The organism is Streptomyces parvus (assembly GCF_032121415.1).
GTDB classification, from domain to species: Bacteria; Actinomycetota; Actinomycetes; order Streptomycetales; family Streptomycetaceae; genus Streptomyces; species Streptomyces globisporus_A.
Genome location: NZ_CP135079.1, coordinates 1,512,915 through 1,532,389, shown reverse-complemented (window position 1 = coordinate 1,532,389; position 19,475 = coordinate 1,512,915). Strand labels below are relative to the sequence as shown.

General features: G+C 71.0%; 17 protein-coding genes. 16 read left to right on the top strand and 1 reads right to left on the bottom strand.

Going from position 1 to position 19,475, the window contains the following annotated elements; genetic code table 11:
- Positions 1 to 145 precede the first annotated feature (145 nt).
- On the bottom strand, positions 146 to 709 hold the full coding sequence (locus RNL97_RS08010; RefSeq protein ID WP_030583443.1) for a beta-class carbonic anhydrase: 564 nt from the start codon (positions 707 to 709) through the stop codon (positions 146 to 148).
- A gap of 427 nt (positions 710 to 1,136) precedes the next feature.
- Here RNL97_RS08010 and rsmH point away from each other — a divergent pair, with 427 nt between their 5' ends.
- The 16 genes from rsmH to RNL97_RS07930 all read left to right on the top strand — a co-directional run bounded on the left by rsmH (position 1,137) and on the right by RNL97_RS07930 (position 19,141).
- Complete coding sequence (gene rsmH / locus RNL97_RS08005) at positions 1,137 to 2,102, top strand: 16S rRNA (cytosine(1402)-N(4))-methyltransferase RsmH (protein ID WP_030583440.1); 966 nt, start codon at positions 1,137 to 1,139, stop codon at positions 2,100 to 2,102.
- Positions 2,103 to 2,139: 37 nt separating this feature from the next.
- Positions 2,140 to 2,709 carry a cell division protein FtsL gene (gene ftsL, locus RNL97_RS08000; RefSeq protein ID WP_030583437.1) on the top strand — a complete coding sequence of 190 codons (570 nt, stop codon included), beginning with the start codon at positions 2,140 to 2,142 and terminating at the stop codon, positions 2,707 to 2,709.
- Positions 2,710 to 2,713: 4 nt separating this feature from the next.
- Positions 2,714 to 4,702 (top strand): peptidoglycan D,D-transpeptidase FtsI family protein, encoded by a 1,989-nt coding sequence (locus RNL97_RS07995; protein WP_243313806.1) that lies wholly within the window; start codon positions 2,714 to 2,716, stop codon positions 4,700 to 4,702.
- Between the two features lie 40 nt (positions 4,703 to 4,742).
- The gene (locus tag RNL97_RS07990) at positions 4,743 to 6,458 is read left to right on the top strand and encodes a UDP-N-acetylmuramoyl-L-alanyl-D-glutamate--2,6-diaminopimelate ligase (RefSeq protein WP_078652036.1); all 1,716 of its coding nucleotides are present in this window, start codon (positions 4,743 to 4,745) and stop codon (positions 6,456 to 6,458) included.
- A gap of 4 nt (positions 6,459 to 6,462) precedes the next feature.
- Positions 6,463 to 7,884, top strand: coding sequence for a UDP-N-acetylmuramoyl-tripeptide--D-alanyl-D-alanine ligase (locus tag RNL97_RS07985; protein WP_030583427.1), 1,422 nt, complete (start codon positions 6,463 to 6,465; stop codon positions 7,882 to 7,884).
- A complete protein-coding gene (gene mraY / locus RNL97_RS07980; protein ID WP_030583424.1) occupies positions 7,881 to 8,951 on the top strand; it encodes a phospho-N-acetylmuramoyl-pentapeptide-transferase in 1,071 nt (356 codons plus the stop codon). Before RNL97_RS07985 ends, mraY begins: the two co-directional genes overlap by 4 nt.
- Complete coding sequence (murD, locus tag RNL97_RS07975; protein WP_313750520.1) at positions 8,933 to 10,375, top strand: UDP-N-acetylmuramoyl-L-alanine--D-glutamate ligase; 1,443 nt, start codon at positions 8,933 to 8,935, stop codon at positions 10,373 to 10,375. The genes mraY and murD overlap by 19 nt, the downstream gene beginning before the upstream one ends.
- Before the next feature lie 64 nt (positions 10,376 to 10,439).
- Positions 10,440 to 11,885: a putative lipid II flippase FtsW gene (gene ftsW, locus RNL97_RS07970; RefSeq protein ID WP_199814197.1), complete on the top strand. Its 1,446-nt coding sequence runs from the start codon at positions 10,440 to 10,442 to the stop codon at positions 11,883 to 11,885.
- Between the two features lie 6 nt (positions 11,886 to 11,891).
- Complete coding sequence (gene murG / locus RNL97_RS07965) at positions 11,892 to 12,980, top strand: undecaprenyldiphospho-muramoylpentapeptide beta-N-acetylglucosaminyltransferase (RefSeq protein ID WP_010057894.1); 1,089 nt, start codon at positions 11,892 to 11,894, stop codon at positions 12,978 to 12,980.
- Between the two features lie 62 nt (positions 12,981 to 13,042).
- Entirely contained in the window at positions 13,043 to 13,837 is a 795-nt protein-coding gene (locus tag RNL97_RS07960) for a cell division protein FtsQ/DivIB (protein WP_030583415.1), read from the top strand.
- Between the two features lie 276 nt (positions 13,838 to 14,113).
- Positions 14,114 to 15,337: a cell division protein FtsZ gene (gene ftsZ / locus RNL97_RS07955; protein ID WP_030583412.1), complete on the top strand. Its 1,224-nt coding sequence runs from the start codon at positions 14,114 to 14,116 to the stop codon at positions 15,335 to 15,337.
- Positions 15,334 to 16,077 carry a peptidoglycan editing factor PgeF gene (pgeF, locus tag RNL97_RS07950; protein WP_078652034.1) on the top strand — a complete coding sequence of 248 codons (744 nt, stop codon included), beginning with the start codon at positions 15,334 to 15,336 and terminating at the stop codon, positions 16,075 to 16,077. Before ftsZ ends, pgeF begins: the two co-directional genes overlap by 4 nt.
- A 3-nt stretch (positions 16,078 to 16,080) precedes the next feature.
- Positions 16,081 to 16,800 carry a YggS family pyridoxal phosphate-dependent enzyme gene (locus RNL97_RS07945; RefSeq protein WP_313750519.1) on the top strand — a complete coding sequence of 240 codons (720 nt, stop codon included), beginning with the start codon at positions 16,081 to 16,083 and terminating at the stop codon, positions 16,798 to 16,800.
- Positions 16,801 to 16,925: 125 nt separating this feature from the next.
- Complete coding sequence (locus tag RNL97_RS07940) at positions 16,926 to 17,567, top strand: cell division protein SepF (protein WP_010057900.1); 642 nt, start codon at positions 16,926 to 16,928, stop codon at positions 17,565 to 17,567.
- Between the two features lie 91 nt (positions 17,568 to 17,658).
- Positions 17,659 to 17,943 (top strand): YggT family protein, encoded by a 285-nt coding sequence (locus RNL97_RS07935; protein WP_030583401.1) that lies wholly within the window; start codon positions 17,659 to 17,661, stop codon positions 17,941 to 17,943.
- Positions 17,944 to 17,992: 49 nt separating this feature from the next.
- A complete protein-coding gene (locus RNL97_RS07930; protein ID WP_029182033.1) occupies positions 17,993 to 19,141 on the top strand; it encodes a DivIVA domain-containing protein in 1,149 nt (382 codons plus the stop codon).
- Positions 19,142 to 19,475 lie beyond the last annotated feature (334 nt).

Genomic DNA, 19,475 nt, shown 5'->3' with positions numbered 1-19,475 from the left:
ATTCTTGTTGCCGTTACCGCTTCGTGTCACTCGCCTGTGGATAAGTGGGTGCGAAAAGGCAGTGTCTGTCACGATTCCGGCGCCGCAGGGCACGGCGATGCGTGCGTGAGGTGCGGCGGAGGCCGGGAGGCGGCGGGGGATCCGTTCAGGAAACGGAGTCGATCTCCCGCAGCAGACCGGTGGTCACGTCGAAGACGAATCCGCGCACGTCGTCGGTGTGCAGCAGGAACGGCGAGGTCCGCACCCGCTGCATCGACTGGCGCACGTCCTGGTCGGCGTCCGTGTAGGCCTCCACGGCCCAGGCCGGACGCTGGCCCACCTCGCGCTCCAGGTCCTGCCGGAAGTCCTCGGTGAGGGACTCCAGACCGCAGTTGGTGTGGTGGATGAGGACCACACTGCGGGTGCCGAGCGCCCGCTGGCTGATGGTGAGCGAGCGGATCACGTCCTCGGTGACCACACCGCCCGCGTTGCGGATGGTGTGGCAGTCGCCGAGCTCCAGGCCGAGCGCGGCGTGCAGGTCGAGACGGGCATCCATACAGGCGACCACGGCGACCTGGAGGACGGGGCGGGCGTCCATGCCCGGGTCGCGGAAGTCCTTCGCGTACTCGGAGTTCAGCGCGACGAGGCGGTCGGTGACCTGGCCCCCCTCGCGGACCGCCGCAGCGGTGGACGTCACGGACTCGGCGGGGGAGTGAGCAGAAGTCGACATGGCTACGACGTTAGCCTTCCCACCTGGCACGGGCGGCCTGTGAGAGCGGACAAAGAACGTCAACACGGCTTGTTGTGAGCTAATCCACAGGGGCCCGTGGACGCACCCGTTCGGGTGGGTTCGCCGCATCCGGTCGGGTGGCGCGACGCGCTGCGCGGTTCGTTGATCGCGAATCGATCGAATGGCAGGGTGGACTAAAGTAACGCGAAGTCAACACCCGCATTCCCGCACCACTGCCCCATCGCACCCCCCGCACCTCCTGCACATTCCGTATCTCCCCCGTGATGTGCGGCGTACGTGCGACCCGGCCCTCTCCCGCTCTTCGGTCGGCCGACGCCCCTTCCCCGGCGCCGGCGGGCCTCCCCTTCAGAGCGGGCGGGGACCAGGACGTACGTGCCGGCCGCGGGACAGAGCCTGAGAGGGCGCATTGAGCCAGACCCGACACGTCCCGGTGATGCTCCAGAGGTGTCTGGACCTGCTGGCCCCGGCTCTCCAGGACCCGGCCCACCCGGAGCCCGTGGTCGTCGACTGCACCCTCGGCCTCGGCGGTCACAGCGAGGCCCTGCTCGCGGCGTTCCCCACCGCCCGGCTGGTCGCCCTGGACCGCGACAAGGAGGCGCTCCGCCTCTCCGGCGAACGGCTCGCCCCCTACGGTGACCGGGCCACCCTCGTCCACGCGGTCTACGACGAACTCCCCGAGGTCCTCGCGCGGCTCGGGATCCCGAAGGTCCAGGGCATCCTGTTCGACCTCGGCGTCTCCTCCATGCAGTTGGACGAGGCCGACCGCGGATTCGCCTACGCCCAGGACGCCCCGCTCGACATGCGGATGGACCAGTCCACCGGGATGGGTGCCGCCGAGGTGCTCAACACCTACCCGCCCGGCGAGCTCGTGCGGATCCTGCGCGCGTACGGCGAGGAGAAGCAGGCCAAGCGGATCGTCTCCGCGATCGTGCGCGAGCGCGGGAAGGAGCCGTTCAGCAACAGCGCCCGGCTCGTCGAGCTGATCCGCGACGCGCTGCCCCAGGCTGCCAAGCGCACCGGCGGCAACCCCGCCAAGCGGACCTTCCAGGCGCTGCGCATCGAGGTCAACGGCGAGCTGAGCGTCCTGGAGCGGGCCATTCCGGCCGCCGTCGACAGCCTCGCCGTCGGCGGCCGCATCGCGGTGCTGTCGTACCACTCGCTGGAGGACCGGCTGGTCAAGCAGGTCTTCGCGGCCGGCGCCGCCAACACCGCGCCCCCCGGGCTCCCCGTCGTCCCCGAGCGCTACCAGCCCCGGCTGAAGCAGCTCACCCGGGGCGCCGAGCTGCCCACCGAGGAGGAGGTCGCCGCGAACCGGCGGGCCGCCCCCGCCCGGCTGCGCGGCGCCCAGCGCATCCGCGAGGAGGAGCGATGAGCACCGGGGCCGGACGTCGCAGCGGGGGAGTCGTGGGGTGAGCAAACCGGCCGCACCGCTGAAGGGGCGGGCCGCCCGGCTCGCCCGGCTGATGCCGTCCGCCGGGCCCAGCACCGCGGCCCGCACCCCCTTCGTCCTGCTGGTCGTCCTGCTCCTGGGCGGCGGACTCATCACCCTGCTCCTGCTGAACTCCGCGCTCAACGAGGGATCGTTCCGGCTCAGCGAGCTGAAGCGGGACACCACCGAGCTCACCGACGAGCAGCAGGCCCTCCAGCGCGACGTCGACAGCCGGTCCCAGCCCGACGCCCTGGAGAAGCGCGCCCGGGAGCTCGGCATGGTGCCGGGCGGCAGCCCCGCCTTCCTGAACCCCGACGGCTCGGTCCACGGCAAGCCCTCGGAGGCGACCGCCCCGCCGCCCAGCCCCACCCCGAGCCCCAGCGCCTCACCCGACCCCGACGCCCCGGCGGCCGGGTCCCCGGCCGCCGGGGCGTCGGCCGGCACCTCCGGCTCCCCGCCGCCCTCCGGATCCGTGTCCGCGACCGCGCCCGACCCCGCAGCCGCCCCCTCGGCGGAGAACAGCCCACCCCCGACGAGCCCCGGCAGGTGACGCAGTGCCGCCCAAGGAACCGCCGCGCCGCCGCGTACCCGGACCGGCCCGCCCCCGTAACGGGGCATCCGGATCCGGCCGCTCCGGCCCGCGCCCACCGGCCCGCCGCCCCCGCCCCGCCCCGGGGCGCACCACCCGGCGCGGCACCGCACCCCGCTCCCTGCGCCTCGGCAGCCCACGCCCCCGGCTGCGGCTCGTCAGCCTCGGCCTGACGCTGGTCATGCTGGCCTTCGTGGCCCGGCTGCTCCAGGTCCAGGCCGTCGACGCCAGCGCGTACGCGGCCAAGGCCGAGAAGAACCGCTACCTGGAGTACACGGTCGCCGCCGAGCGCGGCGAGATCACCGACCGCAACGGCGTCGCGCTCGCCACCAGCGTGGACGCGCACAACATCACGGCCGACCCCAAGCTCTTCACGCCCGAGGAGAGCAAGGCCCCCGACGCCCCGCAGCAGGCCGCGGCCCTGCTCGCCCCGATCCTCGGCAAGGACGTCGACGAGCTCGTCAAGAAGCTCTCGACGCCCAAGAGCCGCTACACCGTCCTCGCCTACCGGCAGACCCCCCAGGTCTGGAAGCAGATCAAGGACCTCAAGGCCGTCTTCGCCGAGAAGGCGTCCGAGGACGAGCTCAAGGGCGGCCCCGGAGCCAACGTGCTGGCCGGTGTCCTCCAGGAGCCGACCACCAAGCGCGTCTACCCCAACGGGGATCTCGCCGCCGGGATACTGGGCTTCGTCAGCGCCGACGGCAAGGGCGGCGGCGGCCTGGAGTCACAGCTGAACAAGGAGCTGGCGGGCGAGGACGGCAAGGTCCGTTACGCCCAGGCGGGCGGCCGGCGGGTCCCCACCGCGGGCAGCAGCGAGATCCCGGCCGTGCCCGGCTCCGACATCGAGCTGACCATCGACCGCGATATCCAGTGGGCCGCGCAGAAGGCCATCAGCGACCAGGTCGCCGAGTCCAAGGCGGACCGCGGCTACGTCATCGTGCAGAACACGAAGACCGGCGAACTGCTGGCCATGGCCAACGCCCCCGGCTACGACCCCAACGACCTCTCCCGGGCCACCTCGGCCTCGCTCGGCAACGCGGCCCTCCAGGACGTGTACGAGCCCGGCTCCACCAGCAAGGTCATGTCGATCGCGGCCGTGCTGGAGGAGGGGGCCGCCACGCCCGGCACCCATGTCACCGTCCCCAACCGACTGCACCGGGGCGACCGCCTCTTCAAGGACGACGTCGACCACCCCACCTGGTACCTCACGCTCAACGGGGTGCTCGCCAAGTCCAGCAACATCGGCACCATCCTGGCGACCGGTCAGCTCGGCAGGACCCAGGCCGAGTCGAACAAGGTCCTCTACGACTACCTGCGGAAGTTCGGCCTCGGAAAGAAGACCGGCCTCGGCTACCCCGGCGAGTCCCCCGGCCTGCTGGCCCACCCGAAGGACTGGTCGACCTCGCAGCAGTACACGATCCCCTTCGGCCAGGGCCTCTCCATCAACGCGGTCCAGGCCGCCTCGGTCTACTCCACGGTCGCCAACGGAGGCGTACGGGTCGCCCCCACCCTCGTACGCGGAACCAAGGGATCCGACGGCCGCTTCACCCCGGCCGACGCCCCCGAGGAGAACCGGGTGGTCAGCGAGAAGACCGCCAAGACCCTGGCGACCATGCTGGAGTCCGTCGTCGACGACCGCGAGGGGACCGGAACCAAGGCCGCCATCCCCGGCTACCGGGTCGCGGGCAAGACCGGAACCGCCAACCGGGTCGACCCCGTCCGCGGCGTCTACAAGGGCTACACCGCCTCCTTCGCGGGCTTCGCCCCCGCCGACAACCCGCAGGTCACCGTCTACTGCGCGATCCAGAACCCCACCAAGGGCAGCTACTTCGGCGGCCAGATCTGCGGTCCGATCTACAAGAAGGTCATGGAGTTCGCGCTCAAGACGCTCCAGACCCCACCGTCCGGCAGCAAGCCGCCCCGGCTGCCGGTGTCCTTCAAACCCGGCGAGTGAACACGGGGGTGCGCGAGCATCCCCTCCAAGGGAACCCTCAGTGACAACGATCACCCCCGACCCCGGGAACCGGAACGAGAACCGCCGGAACCAGGGTCCCTCGCTTCGCGAGAGCCCGCACCGGCCCGGTACGCTCACCGCCGTGCCCCACGCTGATCAGTCCCAAACCTCTCAGAAGGACGCGCCTGTGACCTACCCGGGAGCGCCCCGACCGGACCGGCTCCGGCCCACCCCTCTCGGCGAGCTGGCCGCCCGGCTCGGCGTCGAGACCGCCGGGAGCGGTGACGTCACCGGTATCACGCACGACTCACGGGCCGTGCGACCCGGAGACGTGTACGCGGCCCTGCCCGGCGCCCGTATGCACGGCGCCGACTTCGCGGCCCAGGCCGCGGGCCTGGGCGCCGTCGCCGTCCTCACCGACCCCACCGGCGCCGAACGCGCCGCCGCCACCGGCCTGCCGGTCCTGGTCACCGAGAACCCGCGGGCCGTGATGGGCGAACTGGCCGCCGACATCTACGGGCGGCCCGGCATCGGGCTGCTCCAGATCGGCATCACCGGAACCTCCGGCAAGACCACCACCGCGTACCTCGTCGAGGGTGGACTGCGCGCCGCCGGACGCCCCACCGGGCTGATCGGCACCGTCGAGATGCGGATCGGCGACGAGCGCATCAAGTCCGAGCGCACCACCCCCGAAGCCACCGACCTCCAGGCCCTGTTCGCCGTCATGCGCGAACGCGGCGTCGAGGCCGTCGCGATGGAGGTCTCCAGCCACGCCCTGGTGCTCGGCCGGGTCGACGGCTGCGTCTTCGACGTCGCCGTCTTCAACAACCTCAGCCCGGAGCACATGGAGTTCCACTCCGGCATGGAGGACTACTTCCAGGCCAAGGCCCAGCTCTTCACCCCCGAGCGCAGCCACCGCGGCGTGGTCAACTTCGACGACGAGTACGGCCGCAGGCTCATCACCGAGTCCGGCGTCCCCGTCACCACCTTCTCCGCCGAGGGCCACCCGGACGCCGACTGGCACGCCGAGGACGTCGAGGTCGGGCCGCAGGACAGCACCTTCACCGCCGTCGGTCCCAAGGGCGAGCGGATCACCGCCCGCGCCCCGCTGCCCGGCCCGTTCAACGTCGCCAACACCCTCGCCGCGATCGTCACGCTGGCCGTCGCGGGCGTCGACCCGCAGATCGCCGCCGACGGCGTCGCCGCCGTCCCCGGGGTCCCGGGCCGGCTGGAGCGGGTGGACGCCGGACAGCCCTACCTCGCCGTCGTCGACTACGCGCACAAGACCGACGCCGTCGAGTCCGTCCTGCGCTCCCTGCGCAAGGTCACCGAGGGCAAGGTGCACATCGTCCTCGGCTGCGGCGGCGACCGCGACACCACCAAACGCGGCCCGATGGGCGCCGCCGCGGCCCGGCTCGCCGACACCGCCGTCCTGACCTCCGACAACCCCCGCTCGGAGGACCCCCTCGCGATCCTCGCCGCGATGCTCTCCGGCGCCGCCGAGGTCCCCGTCCACGAACGCGGCGACGTGCTGGTCGACGCGGACCGGGCCGCCGCCATCGCAGCAGCCGTCGCCCGCGCCGAGCCGGGCGACACCGTCCTGGTGGCGGGCAAGGGCCACGAGCAGGGCCAGGACGTCCACGGAGTGGTCCGCGCCTTCGACGACCGCAAGGTCCTGCACGCAGCCATCGAGCGGTCCCTGGCGCACCCCGGCGCCGACCGTGCCCCTCACCACGAGAACAACAGTCAGGGATGACCAAGTGATCACCCTTTCCCTCGCCGAGATCGCCGAAATCGTCGGCGGGCAGCCGCACGACATACCGGACCCGGCAGTCACCGTGACCGGACCCGTCGTCATCGACTCCCGCGAGGTCGCGCCCGGCAGCCTGTTCGCCGCGTTCGCCGGAGAACGGGTCGACGGCCACGACTACGCCCAGCGCGCCGTCGAGGCGGGCGCGGCAGCCGTGCTGGCGGCCCGCCCCGTCGGCGTTCCGGCGATCGTCGTGGACGACGTCGTCGGCGCGCTCGGAGCCCTCGCCCGGGCCGCCGTCGAACGCCTCGGCACCAGCGTCGTCGCCCTCACCGGCTCGGCCGGCAAGACGTCCACCAAGGACCTGATCGCGCAGCTCCTCCAGCGCCACGGCCCGACCGTCTGGACACCCGGCTCCCTCAACAACGAGATCGGGCTGCCGCTCACCGCCCTGAGCGCCACCGCCGAGACCGAGCACCTGGTCCTGGAGATGGGCGCCCGCGGCATCGGCCACATCCGCTACCTCACCGAGCTGACCCCGCCCCGGGTCGGCCTGGTCCTCAACGTCGGCTCCGCGCACCTCGGCGAGTTCGGCAGCCGGGAGGCCATCGCCCAGGCCAAGGGCGAGATGGTCGAGGGCCTGCCGGAGGACGGCTGCGCCGTGCTCAACGCCGACGACCCGCTCGTCCGGGCCATGGCCTCGCGCACCAAGGCCCGCGTCCTGCTCTTCGGAGAAGCCCCCGAAGCGGACGTACGGGGCGAGAAGGTCCGGATGACCCCCGACGGGCGGCCCGCGTTCGAGCTCCACACACCCACCGGGTGCAGCGACGTGACCATGCGCCTGTACGGTGAGCACCACGTGTCGAACGCGCTCGCCGCGGCCGCCGTCGCCCATGAGTTGGGCATGTCCGTGACCGAGATCGCCGATGCGCTCTCGGAGGCGGGCACCCTCTCCCGCTGGCGCATGGAGGTCACCGAGCGCGGGGACGGTGTGACGGTTGTCAACGACGCCTACAACGCGAACCCCGAATCCATGAGAGCCGCACTGCGTGCGCTGGCCGCCATGGGCCAGGCCCGAGGGGCCGACGGGGGACGCACCTGGGCGGTGCTCGGCCAGATGGCCGAGCTCGGTGACGCGTCGCTCGCCGAGCACGACGCGGTCGGACGGCTCGCCGTCCGGCTCAACGTCAGCAAGCTCGTCGCTGTCGGGGGCAGAGAAGCCTCCTGGCTGCAACTGGGCGCATATAACGAGGGTTCGTGGGGTGAGGAGTCGGTGCACGTGTCCGACGCGCAGGCGGCCGTCGACCTGTTGCGCAGTGAACTGCGCCCGGGAGACGTCGTGCTGGTGAAGGCGTCCCGGTCGGTCGGCCTGGAGAAGGTCGCCCAGGCACTGCTGGAGAACTCGACCGAGGGCGAGGTCGCCGGCCGATGAGGCAGATCCTCTTCGCGGGAGCCATCGGGCTCTTCCTGACCCTGGTCGGCACCCCGCTGCTGATCAAGCTGCTGGCCCGCAAGGGCTACGGGCAGTTCATCCGGGACGACGGCCCGCGCACCCACGGCAGCAAGAAGGGCACGCCCACGATGGGCGGCATCGCCTTCATCCTGGCGACGATCGTCGCGTACCTCCTCGCGAAGGTCATCACGGGTGAGGACATCCGCTACTCCGGTGTCCTCGTGCTCTTCCTCATGGCGGGCATGGGCCTCGTCGGCTTCCTCGACGACTACATCAAGATCGTCAAGCAGCGTTCGCTCGGTCTGCGGGCCAAGGCGAAGATGGCCGGACAGCTGATCGTCGGCATCGCGTTCGCGGTGCTCTCGCTCCAGTTCCCCAACTCCATGAACTACACCCCGGCCTCCACCCGGCTCTCGTTCGTCGAGGACTTCGGCTGGTCGATCGGACCGGTGCTGTTCTGCGTCTGGGCGCTGTTCATGATCCTCGCCATGTCCAACGGCGTGAACCTGACCGACGGCCTCGACGGTCTGGCCACCGGCGCCTCGGTGATGGTCTTCGGCGCCTACACCTTCATCGGCCTCTGGCAGTTCCAGGAGTCCTGCGCCAACGCGGACAACCTGACCAACCCCAGCGCCTGTTTCGAGGTACGCGACCCGCTCGACCTCGCCGTCGTCGCCGCAGCCCTGATGGGCGCCTGCTTCGGCTTCCTGTGGTGGAACACCTCGCCCGCCAAGATCTTCATGGGCGACACCGGCTCGCTCGCCCTCGGCGGCGCGCTCGCGGGCCTCGCGATCCTGTCCCGCACCGAGTTCCTGCTCGCCATCCTCGGCGGCCTCTTCGTGATGATCACCATGTCCGTGGTCATCCAGGTCGGTTCGTTCAAGATGACCGGCAAGCGCGTGTTCCGCATGGCGCCGCTCCAGCACCACTTCGAACTCAAGGGCTGGTCCGAAGTCCTTGTCGTGGTCCGCTTCTGGATCATCCAGGGCATGTGCGTGATCGTCGGACTCGGCCTCTTCTACGCGGGATGGGCAGCCAAGAAGTGAGCACCGTGGACTGGCAGGGCAAGCACGTCACCGTCGCCGGGCTCGGCGTCAGCGGAATCCCCGCTGCCCGCGCCCTGCACGAGCGCGGCGCGCTCGTCACCGTCGTCAACGACGGCGACGACGAACGCGCCCGGGCGCAGGCGGCCGAACTGGAGGCGCTCGGCATGACCGTGCGCCTCGGCGACGGCGCCACCCTGCCGCCGTCCACGGAACTCGTCGTCACCGCCCCCGGCTGGCAGCCGGACAAACCGCTCTTCCTGGCTGCCGCCGAGGCGGGCGTCCCGGTCTGGGGCGACGTCGAACTGGCCTGGCGCCTGCGCGGCGACAACGGCAGGAAGTCCGCCCCCTGGCTCGCGGTCACCGGCACCAACGGCAAGACCACGACCGTACGCATGCTGGCCTCCATCCTGGAGGCGGCGGGCCTGCGCACCGCGGCCGTCGGCAACATCGGCGTATCGCTGCTGGACGCGGTGCTCGGCGAGAGCGAGTACGACGTCCTCGCCGTCGAACTCTCCAGCTACCAGCTGCACTGGGCGCCCTCCCTGCGCGCCCACTCCGCCGCCGTCCTCAACCTGGCCCCCGACCACCTCGACTGGCACGGCTCGATGGAGGCGTACGCCGCCGACAAGGGCCGCGTCTACGAGGGCAACACCGTGGCCTGCGTCTACAACGTGGCCGACCCGGCCACCGAGGACCTGGTCCGCGAGGCCGACGTCGAAGAGGGCTGCCGCGCCATCGGCTTCACCCTCGGCGCCCCCGGCCCCTCGCAGCTCGGCGTGGTCGACGGGATCCTCGTCGACCGGGCGTTCGTCGCCAACCGGCAGAAGCAGGCCCAGGAGCTGGCCGAGGTCACCGACGTCAACCCGCCCGCCCCGCACAACATCGCCAACGCCCTCGCGGCCGCCGCCCTCGCCCGTGCCTTCGGTGTGGAGCCGGCCGCCGTCCGCGGCGGGCTGCGCGCCTTCCGGCCGGACGCCCACCGCATCGAACACGTCGCGGACATCGGCGAAGTCGCCTACGTGGACGACTCCAAGGCCACCAACACCCACGCCACCGAGGCCTCGCTGGCCGCGTACGAATCCATCGTCTGGATCGCGGGCGGCCTCGCCAAGGGCGCCACCTTCGACGAGCTGGTCACCGGCGCGGCGAAGCGGCTGCGCGGCGTCGTGCTGATGGGCGCCGATCGCGCCCTCATCCACGAAGCCCTGACGCGACACGCCCCGGAAGTCCCGGTGGTCGACCTCGACCGGACCGACACTGGGGCGATGTCCGAAGCGGTGGCGCGGGCCGCCGAGCTCGCCCGGCCGGGCGATACGGTACTGCTGGCCCCGGCCTGTGCCTCGATGGACATGTTCACCAACTACAACAAGCGGGGCGAGGCGTTCGCGGACGCGGTCCGCGCACGCGCCGACGAGAGCGCCTGACCGACCGGGCTCCGCGCCCGGGGTCACGGGCCCCGGCGCACGAGCAGTGGAGGGGACAGCGACAATGCCGGCCGACGAGAGATCCGCCGTACGGCGGGAGAGCGCACGGGCCTCGGCACCCCGCCCTCTCGCCGCGGCGCCCGCCGCCGCCGGCGTACCCCTGCCCCCCGGGCTCGCCCTGCGCGGACGGCTCGCCACCGGCGCCCGGCGCCCCGAGACACCCCGCGCCACGGGACGCGGCGGGTCCGGGTCCCGTACCCCGCGCTCCGGGCGAGGCGGCGGACCGCGCCGGGCCTACGAGCGGGCGCGGCGGGCCTGGGACCGGCCCCTGACCGCCTACTACGTGATCCTCGGCTCCAGCCTCCTGATCACCGTGCTGGGCCTGGTGATGGTCTACTCCGCATCGATGATCAAGGCGCTGGACATCAGCAAGCCCGCGACGTACTTCTTCGGCAAGCAGTTCCTCGCCGCCGTCATCGGGGGCGGACTGATGCTGATCGCCGCCCGGATGCCCGTGAAGCTCCACCGGGGGCTGGCCTACCCGATACTGATGGTCACCGTCTTCCTGATGGTCCTGGTCCAGGTGCCGGGGATAGGGATGTCGGTCAACGGCAACCAGAACTGGCTCTACCTGGGCGGCCCGTTCCAGCTCCAGCCCAGCGAGTTCGGCAAGCTGGCCCTCATCCTGTGGGGGGCGGACCTGCTGGCCCGCAAGCAGGACAAGCGGTTGCTGACGCAGTGGAAGCACATGCTCGTACCGCTCGTACCGGTCGCCTTCATGCTGCTCGGACTGATCATGCTCGGCGGCGACATGGGAACAGCGATCATTCTCACGGCGATCCTGTTCGGGCTGCTCTGGCTGGCCGGCGCCCCCACCCGCCTCTTCGCCGGGGTCCTCGGCTTCGCCGCCGTCCTCGCGTTCCTGCTGATCAGGACCAGCCCCAACCGGATGTCCCGGCTCGCCTGCATGGGTGTGAGCGAACCCGACCCCGAGGGCGGCTGCTGGCAGGCCGCCCACGGAATCTATGCTCTGGCGTCCGGCGGATGGTTCGGTTCCGGGCTGGGTGCGAGTGTGGAAAAATGGGGTCAACTCCCGGAACCCCACACCGACTTCATCTTCGCGATCACCGGTGAGGAACTGGGTCTGGCGGGGACGCTGTCCGTGCTCGCCCTCTTCGCGGCTCTAGGCTATGCGGGTATCCGCGTGGCCGGACGCACGGAGGACCCCTTCGTGCGGTATGCCGCGGGAGGCGTGACCACGTGGATCACGGCCCAGGCCGTGATCAACATCGGTGCGGTGCTCGGCCTGTTGCCGATCGCCGGGGTTCCGCTCCCGCTGTTCTCCTACGGGGGATCGGCCCTGCTGCCGACGATGTTCGCGGTCGGGCTGATGATCGCCTTCGCACGGGAGGACCCCGCGGCGAAGGCGGCCCTGGCCATGCGGAAGCCCGGGGTGAGATGGAAGACGATGAGACGGCGCGTCAAGAAGCGTCCGTCCGGAGAGCGGTGAATTTCGGTGCATGTCGTACTCGCCGGCGGGGGGACCGCCGGACACATCGAGCCCGCGCTTGCCCTCGCAGACGCCCTGCGCAGGCAGGACCCGACCGTGGGAATCACGGCCCTCGGCACGGAACGCGGCCTGGAGACCAGGCTCGTACCCGAGCGGGGGTACGAGCTGGCGCTCATCCCCGCCGTCCCGCTGCCGCGTAAGCCCACGCCCGAACTGATCACCGTCCCGGGCAGGCTGCGCGGCACGATCAAGGCCGCCGAGCAGGTCCTGGAGCGCACCAAGGCGGACTGCGTGGTCGGCTTCGGAGGCTATGTCGCCCTGCCCGGCTACCTGGCCGCCAAGCGCGTCGGCGTGCCGATCGTCGTCCACGAGGCCAACGCCCGCCCGGGCCTGGCCAACAAGATCGGCTCGCGGTACGCCCACGGGGTCGCCGTCTCCACCCCGGACAGCAAGCTGCGCGGCGCCCGCTACATCGGCATCCCGCTGCGCCGCACCATCGCCACCCTGGACCGCGCCCGGGTCCGCCCGGAGGCCCGCGCCGCCTTCGGCCTCGACCCCAACCTGCCCACGCTGCTGGTCTCCGGCGGCTCGCAGGGCGCGCGCCACCTCAACGAGGTGGTCCAGCGGGTCGCGCCGCTCCTCCAGCGCTCGGGGATCCAGATCCTCCACGTGGTGGGCCCGAAGAACGAATTGCCGCGCATTGACAACATGCCCGGGATGCCGCCCTACATCCCGGTACCGTACGTGGACCGGATGGATCTCGCGTACGCCGCGGCCGACATGATGCTCTGCCGCGCGGGCGCGATGACCGTCGCCGAACTCTCCGCCGTCGGGCTCCCCGCCGCCTACGTCCCGCTGCCCATCGGCAACGGCGAACAGCGGCTCAACGCCCAGCCGGTGGTCAACGCCGGCGGCGGCCTGCTGGTGGACGACGCGGCGCTCACCCCGGAGTGGGTGCAGTCCAACGTCCTGCCGGTGCTGTCGGACCCCCACCGGCTGTACGAAATGTCCCGCGCCGCCGCCGAGTTCGGCCGGCGCGACGCCGACGACCTGCTCGTCGGCATGGTGTACGAAGCGATTGCCGCGCGCCGCTAGGCGTACGGCGTGATGCGGTACGGACCCGGGGCGGGCGTCCCGGGTCCGGCGAAGGAGCGAGCGTGGCCGGACCGACGACCGCCCAGCGCGGCGCACCCGGGCGGGCGGACACTTCCGCCCGCCCGCCGCACATCGGCCCCGTGGGGCCCCGGATCAGCCGCCGTGCCCTGCTGATCCTGATCGGCGCCGCGGCGGCCCTGCTCGCCGCGTTCGTGATCTGGGCGCTCTACGGCTCCTCCTGGCTCCGCGTCGAGAAGGTCACCACGAGCGGCGTCGAGGTCCTGACCCGGGAGGAAGTGGAAGCGGTTGCCGCCACTCCGGTCGGAGCTCCGCTGGTCTCCGTGGACACCGATGCGATGGAACACCGGTTGCGCCAGAAGTTGCCTCGTATCGACAGAGTTGATGTCGTTCGGTCCTGGCCGAACGGAATCGGCCTTAAGGTGACGGAGCGAAAGCCGGTCCTTCTGGTCGAAAAGGCCGGGAGGTTCGTGGAAGTGGACGCCAAGGGCGTGCGCTTCGCCACCGTGGAACGGGCTCCGAAGGGCGTGCCCCTGCTGGAGCTGAATCCCGAACCGTCCGCGAGCCTCCGCCGCTTCGGCGGTGACCGTCTGTTGCGGGAAGCGGTCCGGGTCACCGGCGACCTTCCGGCGGCCGTCGCCAGGGACACCGAGGTCGTCCGGGTCGCCTCGTTCGACGCGATCTCCTTGCGGCTCACCCGGGATCGCGAGGTGACCTGGGGCAGCGGTGAGGACGGCGCGGCGAAGGCGCACATCCTCTCCGCGCTCATGAAGGCGGAGCCCAAAGCAGGACAGTTCGACGTAAGCGCTCCCACCGCCCCGGCGGTATCGGGGAGTTGACGGGCATTTGTGCTGGCCAGCACCCTGGTTGGTCAGCGCTACGGGTGATCACATAGGGTGAAAAGAAAAACGGGAGGTTCGGCGTGTTCGTTGAACGTGCGCCACTTGTCGACTTAGTGTCCTGTTCGGAAGAGTCCAGGAAGCAGACACACTGGTAACCCTAAACTTGAACGTTAGGGTTTGGGTCGGCGTTCGGACCGTCCCCATCGACATCAGTCGTCGCCGCGGGGCCACCGCAGAGCGACGACACGTAACTCGAGGCGAGAGGCCTTCGACGTGGCAGCACCGCAGAACTACCTCGCAGTCATCAAGGTCATCGGTGTCGGCGGCGGTGGTGTCAATGCCATCAACCGAATGATCGAGGTCGGTCTCAAGGGCGTCGAGTTCATCGCGATCAACACGGATGCACAGGCCCTGTTGATGAGCGACGCCGACGTCAAGCTCGACGTCGGCCGCGAACTCACCCGGGGCCTCGGCGCCGGGGCGAACCCGGCCGTCGGTCGTAAGGCGGCAGAGGACCACCGTGAGGAGATCGAGGAGGTCCTCAAGGGGGCCGACATGGTCTTCGTCACCGCCGGCGAAGGCGGCGGCACCGGCACCGGCGGCGCACCCGTCGTCGCCAACATCGCGCGCTCGCTGGGCGCCCTGACGATCGGCGTGGTCACCCGCCCGTTCACCTTCGAGGGTCGGCGACGCGCGAACCAGGCGGAGGACGGCATCGCCGAGCTCCGCGAAGAGGTCGACACCCTCATCGTCATCCCCAACGACCGCCTGCTGTCCATCTCGGACCGTCAGGTCAGCGTGCTCGACGCCTTCAAGTCGGCCGACCAGGTGCTGCTCTCGGGTGTCCAGGGCATCACCGACCTCATCACGACCCCGGGCCTGATCAACCTCGACTTCGCCGACGTCAAGTCGGTCATGTCCGAGGCCGGATCGGCGCTCATGGGCATCGGCTCGGCGCGCGGCGACGACCGCGCGGTGGCGGCGGCGGAGATGGCGATCTCCTCGCCCCTCCTGGAAGCCTCCATCGACGGCGCCCGCGGGGTCCTGCTCTCCATCTCCGGCGGCAGCGACCTCGGTCTCTTCGAGATCAACGAGGCCGCCCAGTTGGTGAGCGAGGCGGCCCACCCCGAGGCCAACATCATCTTCGGCGCCGTCATCGACGACGCCCTGGGCGACGAGGTCCGGGTCACCGTGATCGCCGCGGGCTTCGACGGCGGACAGCCGCCGGCCCGCCGGGAGAACGTCCTCGGCGCGAACAGCGCCAAGCGCGAGGAGCCGGCCACCCCGGTCAGGTCCGCCCCCGAGCCCGCGCGCCCGTCCGGCGGACTCGGTTCCGTACCCCCGCGTGAGGAGAGCCCGGCCCCGGCCGAGCCCGCCCCCGCGTCGGCTTCGAGCGAGAGCGCGCTGCCGCCCGTCTCTCCGCCGCACGTCCCGCCGGCCCGTCCCTACCAGGACACCCAGGCCGAAGAGCTGGACGTTCCGGACTTCTTGAAGTGATAGATCGGCACCGGACGGAAACCGTCACGGGCAGCGCTCACTTCGCCTTCACCGACCGGTGGGGCGGAGTGAGCGCCGCTCCGTACGGCGAACTCAACCTCGGCGGCGCGGTCGGAGACGATCCCGCCGCCGTCGGCGCGAACCGGGAGCGTGCCGCGCGCGACCTCGGTATCGACCCGGCGCTCGTCGTCTGGATGAACCAGGTGCACGGCCGGGACGTCGCGGTGGTGGACGCACCCTGGGGTGCGGACGCGGAGATTCCGGCCGTGGACGCGGTGGTGACCGCCCGGCGTGGGCTGCCGCTCGCGGTCCTCACCGCCGACTGCACCCCCGTCCTGCTCGCCGACCCGGTCGCCGGAGTCGTCGGGGCGGCGCACGCGGGGCGGCCGGGACTGGTCGCCGGAGTCGTTCCGGCGGCGGTCGAGGCCATGGCCGTGCTCGGCGCACACCCCTCCCGGATCATCGCCCGCACCGGACCGGCCGTCTGCGGACGGTGCTACGAAGTGCCGGAGGCGATGCGGGCCGAGGTCGCCGCGGCGGTCCACGGCACCTGGTCCGAGACCAGCTGGGGCACCCCGGCGGTGGACGTCACCGGCGGAGTCCATGCCCAGCTCGCCGCTCTCGGTGTGACGGACCGGCACTCCTCGCCGTACTGCACCCGGGAATCGGGCGACCACTTCTCGTACCGCCGAGACCGCACCACCGGGCGGCTCGCCGGATATGTCTGGTTGGACGGATAGGGCATGACGGACCGTAAGGCAGAGCTCGCGGCGAATCTCGCGCAGGTGGAGGAAAGGATCGTCTCCGCCTGTGCCGCCGCGGGACGCGAGCGGGAGGAAGTGACCCTGATCGTGGTCACCAAGACCTACCCCGCGAGCGATGTGCGGATCCTGCATCAACTCGGTGTGCGCCATGTCGCGGAGAATCGTGACCAGGACGCCGCCCCCAAGGCCACCGCTTGTGCGGATCTTTCGCTGACATGGCACTTTGTCGGACAATTGCAGACGAACAAGGTGCGCTCCGTGACCGGTTATGCCGATGTGGTGCAGTCGGTGGACCGCGCCAAGCTGGTCACCGCCCTCTCCGCCGCGGCGTTGCGCGGGGAGCGCGAACTCGGCTGTCTGATCCAGGTCGCCCTGGACGCGGGGAGCGGTGAGCGCGGTGAGCGCGGCGGTGTCGCGCCGGGCGGGGTCGAGGAGTTGGCGGCCGCGGTCGACGCGGCTCCCGGACTCCGGCTCGACGGGCTGATGACCGTGGCGCCGCTGGCCGGGGAGTACGCCGGCCGGCAACGGGCCGCGTTCGACCGGCTGATGGAAATCTCATCCCGCCTGCGCGCCGGTCATCCGGCTGCGAACATGGTCTCCGCAGGTATGAGCGGGGACCTGGAGGACGCGGTGGCGGCCGGAGCGACACATGTACGCGTCGGTACGGCGGTACTCGGAGTCCGACCCCGGCTCGGGTAACGTCGCGAAGCAAGTCGGACCACAGCAGAAAATATGGTCATTCCCACTCCTAGCGGGCAGACCACAGTGGATCGCTGGCACTTGGTGACGAATGCCGATCCACCACAGAGCGGAGGACTCGGAGCATGGCCGGCGCGATGCGCAAGATGGCGGTCTACCTCGGCCTCGTGGAGGACGATGGGTACGACGGCCCGGGGTTCGACCCCGATGACGAATTCGAACCTGAGCCGGAGCCCGAGCGCGACCGGCGGCGGCACCAGCCCCCGCACCAGGTGGAGCGGGAACGGGAGCGCGACCGGGAGCGTGAGCGCGAAAGGGATGAACCGGTACGAGTGGTGCAACCACCCGCCCAGCGCGAGCCGGTTCAGCTCCCCGCGGAAAGCGTGCGACCCGCCCGGATCGCACCCGTGGCATCCATCACACCTGAACGCCCGAACATGGAGAAGAACGCACCGGTGATCATGCCCAAGGTCGTGTCCGAGCGGGAGCCGTACCGCATCACCACGCTGCACCCCAGGACCTACAACGAGGCCCGTACCATCGGGGAACACTTCCGTGAGGGCACTCCGGTGATCATGAATCTCACGGAGATGGACGATACGGACGCGAAGCGACTTGTCGACTTTGCCGCGGGACTCGTCTTCGGTCTCCATGGCAGCATTGAACGCGTGACGCAGAAGGTGTTCCTGTTGTCGCCTGCTAACGTCGATGTCACGGCGGAGGACAAGGCCCGCATCGCAGAGGGCGGATTCTTCAACCAGAGCTGAGAACACGACACCGGGAACGACCCGGCCGCGAGGCCGGTGCCGGCCGCGAGGCCGGAGCTGACGAGAGCCAGGGGAGAGGGAAGCGCGAGACATGGGCGTCGCACTGGATGTGGTCTATATCGCGCTGATGTGTTTCCTCATCGTGCTGATCTTCCGGCTGGTCATGGACTATGTCTTCCAGTTCGCACGTTCATGGCAACCCGGCAAGGCGATGGTGGTCGTACTTGAGGCCACCTACACTGTCACGGATCCACCGCTCAAGCTTCTGCGGCGGTTCATCCCGCCGCTGCGTCTCGGGGGCGTGGCACTCGACCTGTCCTTCTTCGTTCTGATGATCATCGTCTACCTCCTGATCTACGTTGTGGTCAGGTTGTGAGCGATACGGTCTTGCCGACTGCCGACGACTACGTAGAGGTGAAGAAGAGATGCCGTTGACCCCCGAGGACGTGCGGAACAAGCAGTTCACGACCGTCCGCCTCCGAGAAGGCTATGACGAGGACGAGGTCGATGCCTTTCTCGATGAGGTCGAATCGGAGCTGACCCGTCTGCTCCGTGAGAACGAGGACCTGCGAGCCAAGCTGGCCGCTGCCACGCGCGCCGCCGCGCAGAACCAGCAGCAACAGCAGCAGCAGGGTATGCGCAAGCCCCCGGAGCAGCAGGACCGCCCCGGCGCGCCCGTTCCCGCCGCCATATCTGGACCGCCGCAGCAGCAGCAGCCCCCGCAGATGGGTCCGCCCCAGCTGCCCGGTGGCGCGCCGCAGTTGCCCGCAGGTCCCAGTGGCCATGGCCCCCAGGGTGGCCACGGTCCCGGTCCCCAGGGCCCGCACGGCCCCGGCCCGATGCAGGGCGGTCCCATGGGTGGCCCGATGGGCGGTCCCATGGGTCAGCACCCCCAGCAGCAGATGCAGCAGATGCAGCCGCCGCAGATGCAGCAGCAGGGGCAGGGCCCCGGTGGCGACAGTGCCGCCCGTGTCCTCTCGCTCGCGCAGCAGACCGCCGACCAGGCGATCGCGGAGGCCCGTTCCGAGGCCAACAAGATCGTCGGCGAGGCGCGCAGCCGCGCCGAGGGCCTGGAGCGCGACGCGCGTGCGAAGGCCGACGCCCTGGAGCGGGACGCGCAGGAGAAGCACCGCGTGGCGATGGGCTCGCTGGAGTCGGCCCGCGCGACGCTGGAGCGCAAGGTCGAGGACCTGCGTGGCTTCGAGCGCGAGTACCGCACGCGACTGAAGTCCTACCTGGAGAGCCAGCTGCGTCAGCTGGAGACCCAGGCGGACGACTCGCTCGCCCCGCCGCGGACGCCGGCCGCCGCTTCGCTGCCGCCGTCCCCCTCGCTGGCTCCGGCCGGTGCGGGTGCGATGGGTCACTCCATGGGCGGCTCCACCCACGGTGGCCATGGCGGCCAGCAGATGGGTGGCGGTCAGTCGATGGGCAGCGGACCGTCCTACGGTGGGCAGCAGCAGATGTCGCCGGCCATGACGCAGCCGATGGCGCCGGTGCGGCCGCAGGCGCCGCAGCCGATGCAGCAGGCGCCGTCGCCGATGCGTGGGTTCCTGATCGACGAGGACGACAACTGAGCGGTGCGCGCTCGCTGAGCGCGTAGCCGTCGGCAGGCTGAGGGCCGGGCCCCGGGTTTTCCCGGGGCCCGGCCCTTTGCCGTGGCGGGTGCCCCGGTCCCTTGTGTCCTCAAGCGCCGGACGGGCTGATTTCGGGGCGCCGCCCCGGACCCCCGCTCCTCAATCGCCGGAGGGGCTTGAAGTGGCCCGGCCCGTTGCTCAGGTGCGGGAGGGGCTTGAGTTGGTCCGCTCTTCTCTCGGGGGCGGGAGGGCAGATCCAGCCCTTCCGGCGATGGAGGACATCTCTTGAGCCTCGCCGGCGATTGAGGCGCGGGGGTTCGGGGGCGGAGCCCCT

Bases quoted from the DNA above. Each gene is read 5' to 3' on its own strand.
- murD (WP_313750520.1), top strand. From the start codon at position 8,933: ATGGGCAGCCAAGAAGTGAGCACCGTGGACTGGCAGGGCAAGCACGTC.
- RNL97_RS07945 (WP_313750519.1), top strand. From the start codon at position 16,081: ATGACGGACCGTAAGGCAGAGCTCGCGGCGAATCTCGCGCAGGTGGAG.
- RNL97_RS07930 (WP_029182033.1), top strand. From the start codon at position 17,993: ATGCCGTTGACCCCCGAGGACGTGCGGAACAAGCAGTTCACGACCGTC.
- mraY (WP_030583424.1), top strand. From the start codon at position 7,881: ATGAGGCAGATCCTCTTCGCGGGAGCCATCGGGCTCTTCCTGACCCTG.
- RNL97_RS07935 (WP_030583401.1), top strand. From the start codon at position 17,659: ATGGGCGTCGCACTGGATGTGGTCTATATCGCGCTGATGTGTTTCCTC.
- ftsW (WP_199814197.1), top strand. From the start codon at position 10,440: ATGCCGGCCGACGAGAGATCCGCCGTACGGCGGGAGAGCGCACGGGCC.
- RNL97_RS08010 (WP_030583443.1), bottom strand. From the start codon at position 709: ATGTCGACTTCTGCTCACTCCCCCGCCGAGTCCGTGACGTCCACCGCT.
- RNL97_RS07940 (WP_010057900.1), top strand. From the start codon at position 16,926: ATGGCCGGCGCGATGCGCAAGATGGCGGTCTACCTCGGCCTCGTGGAG.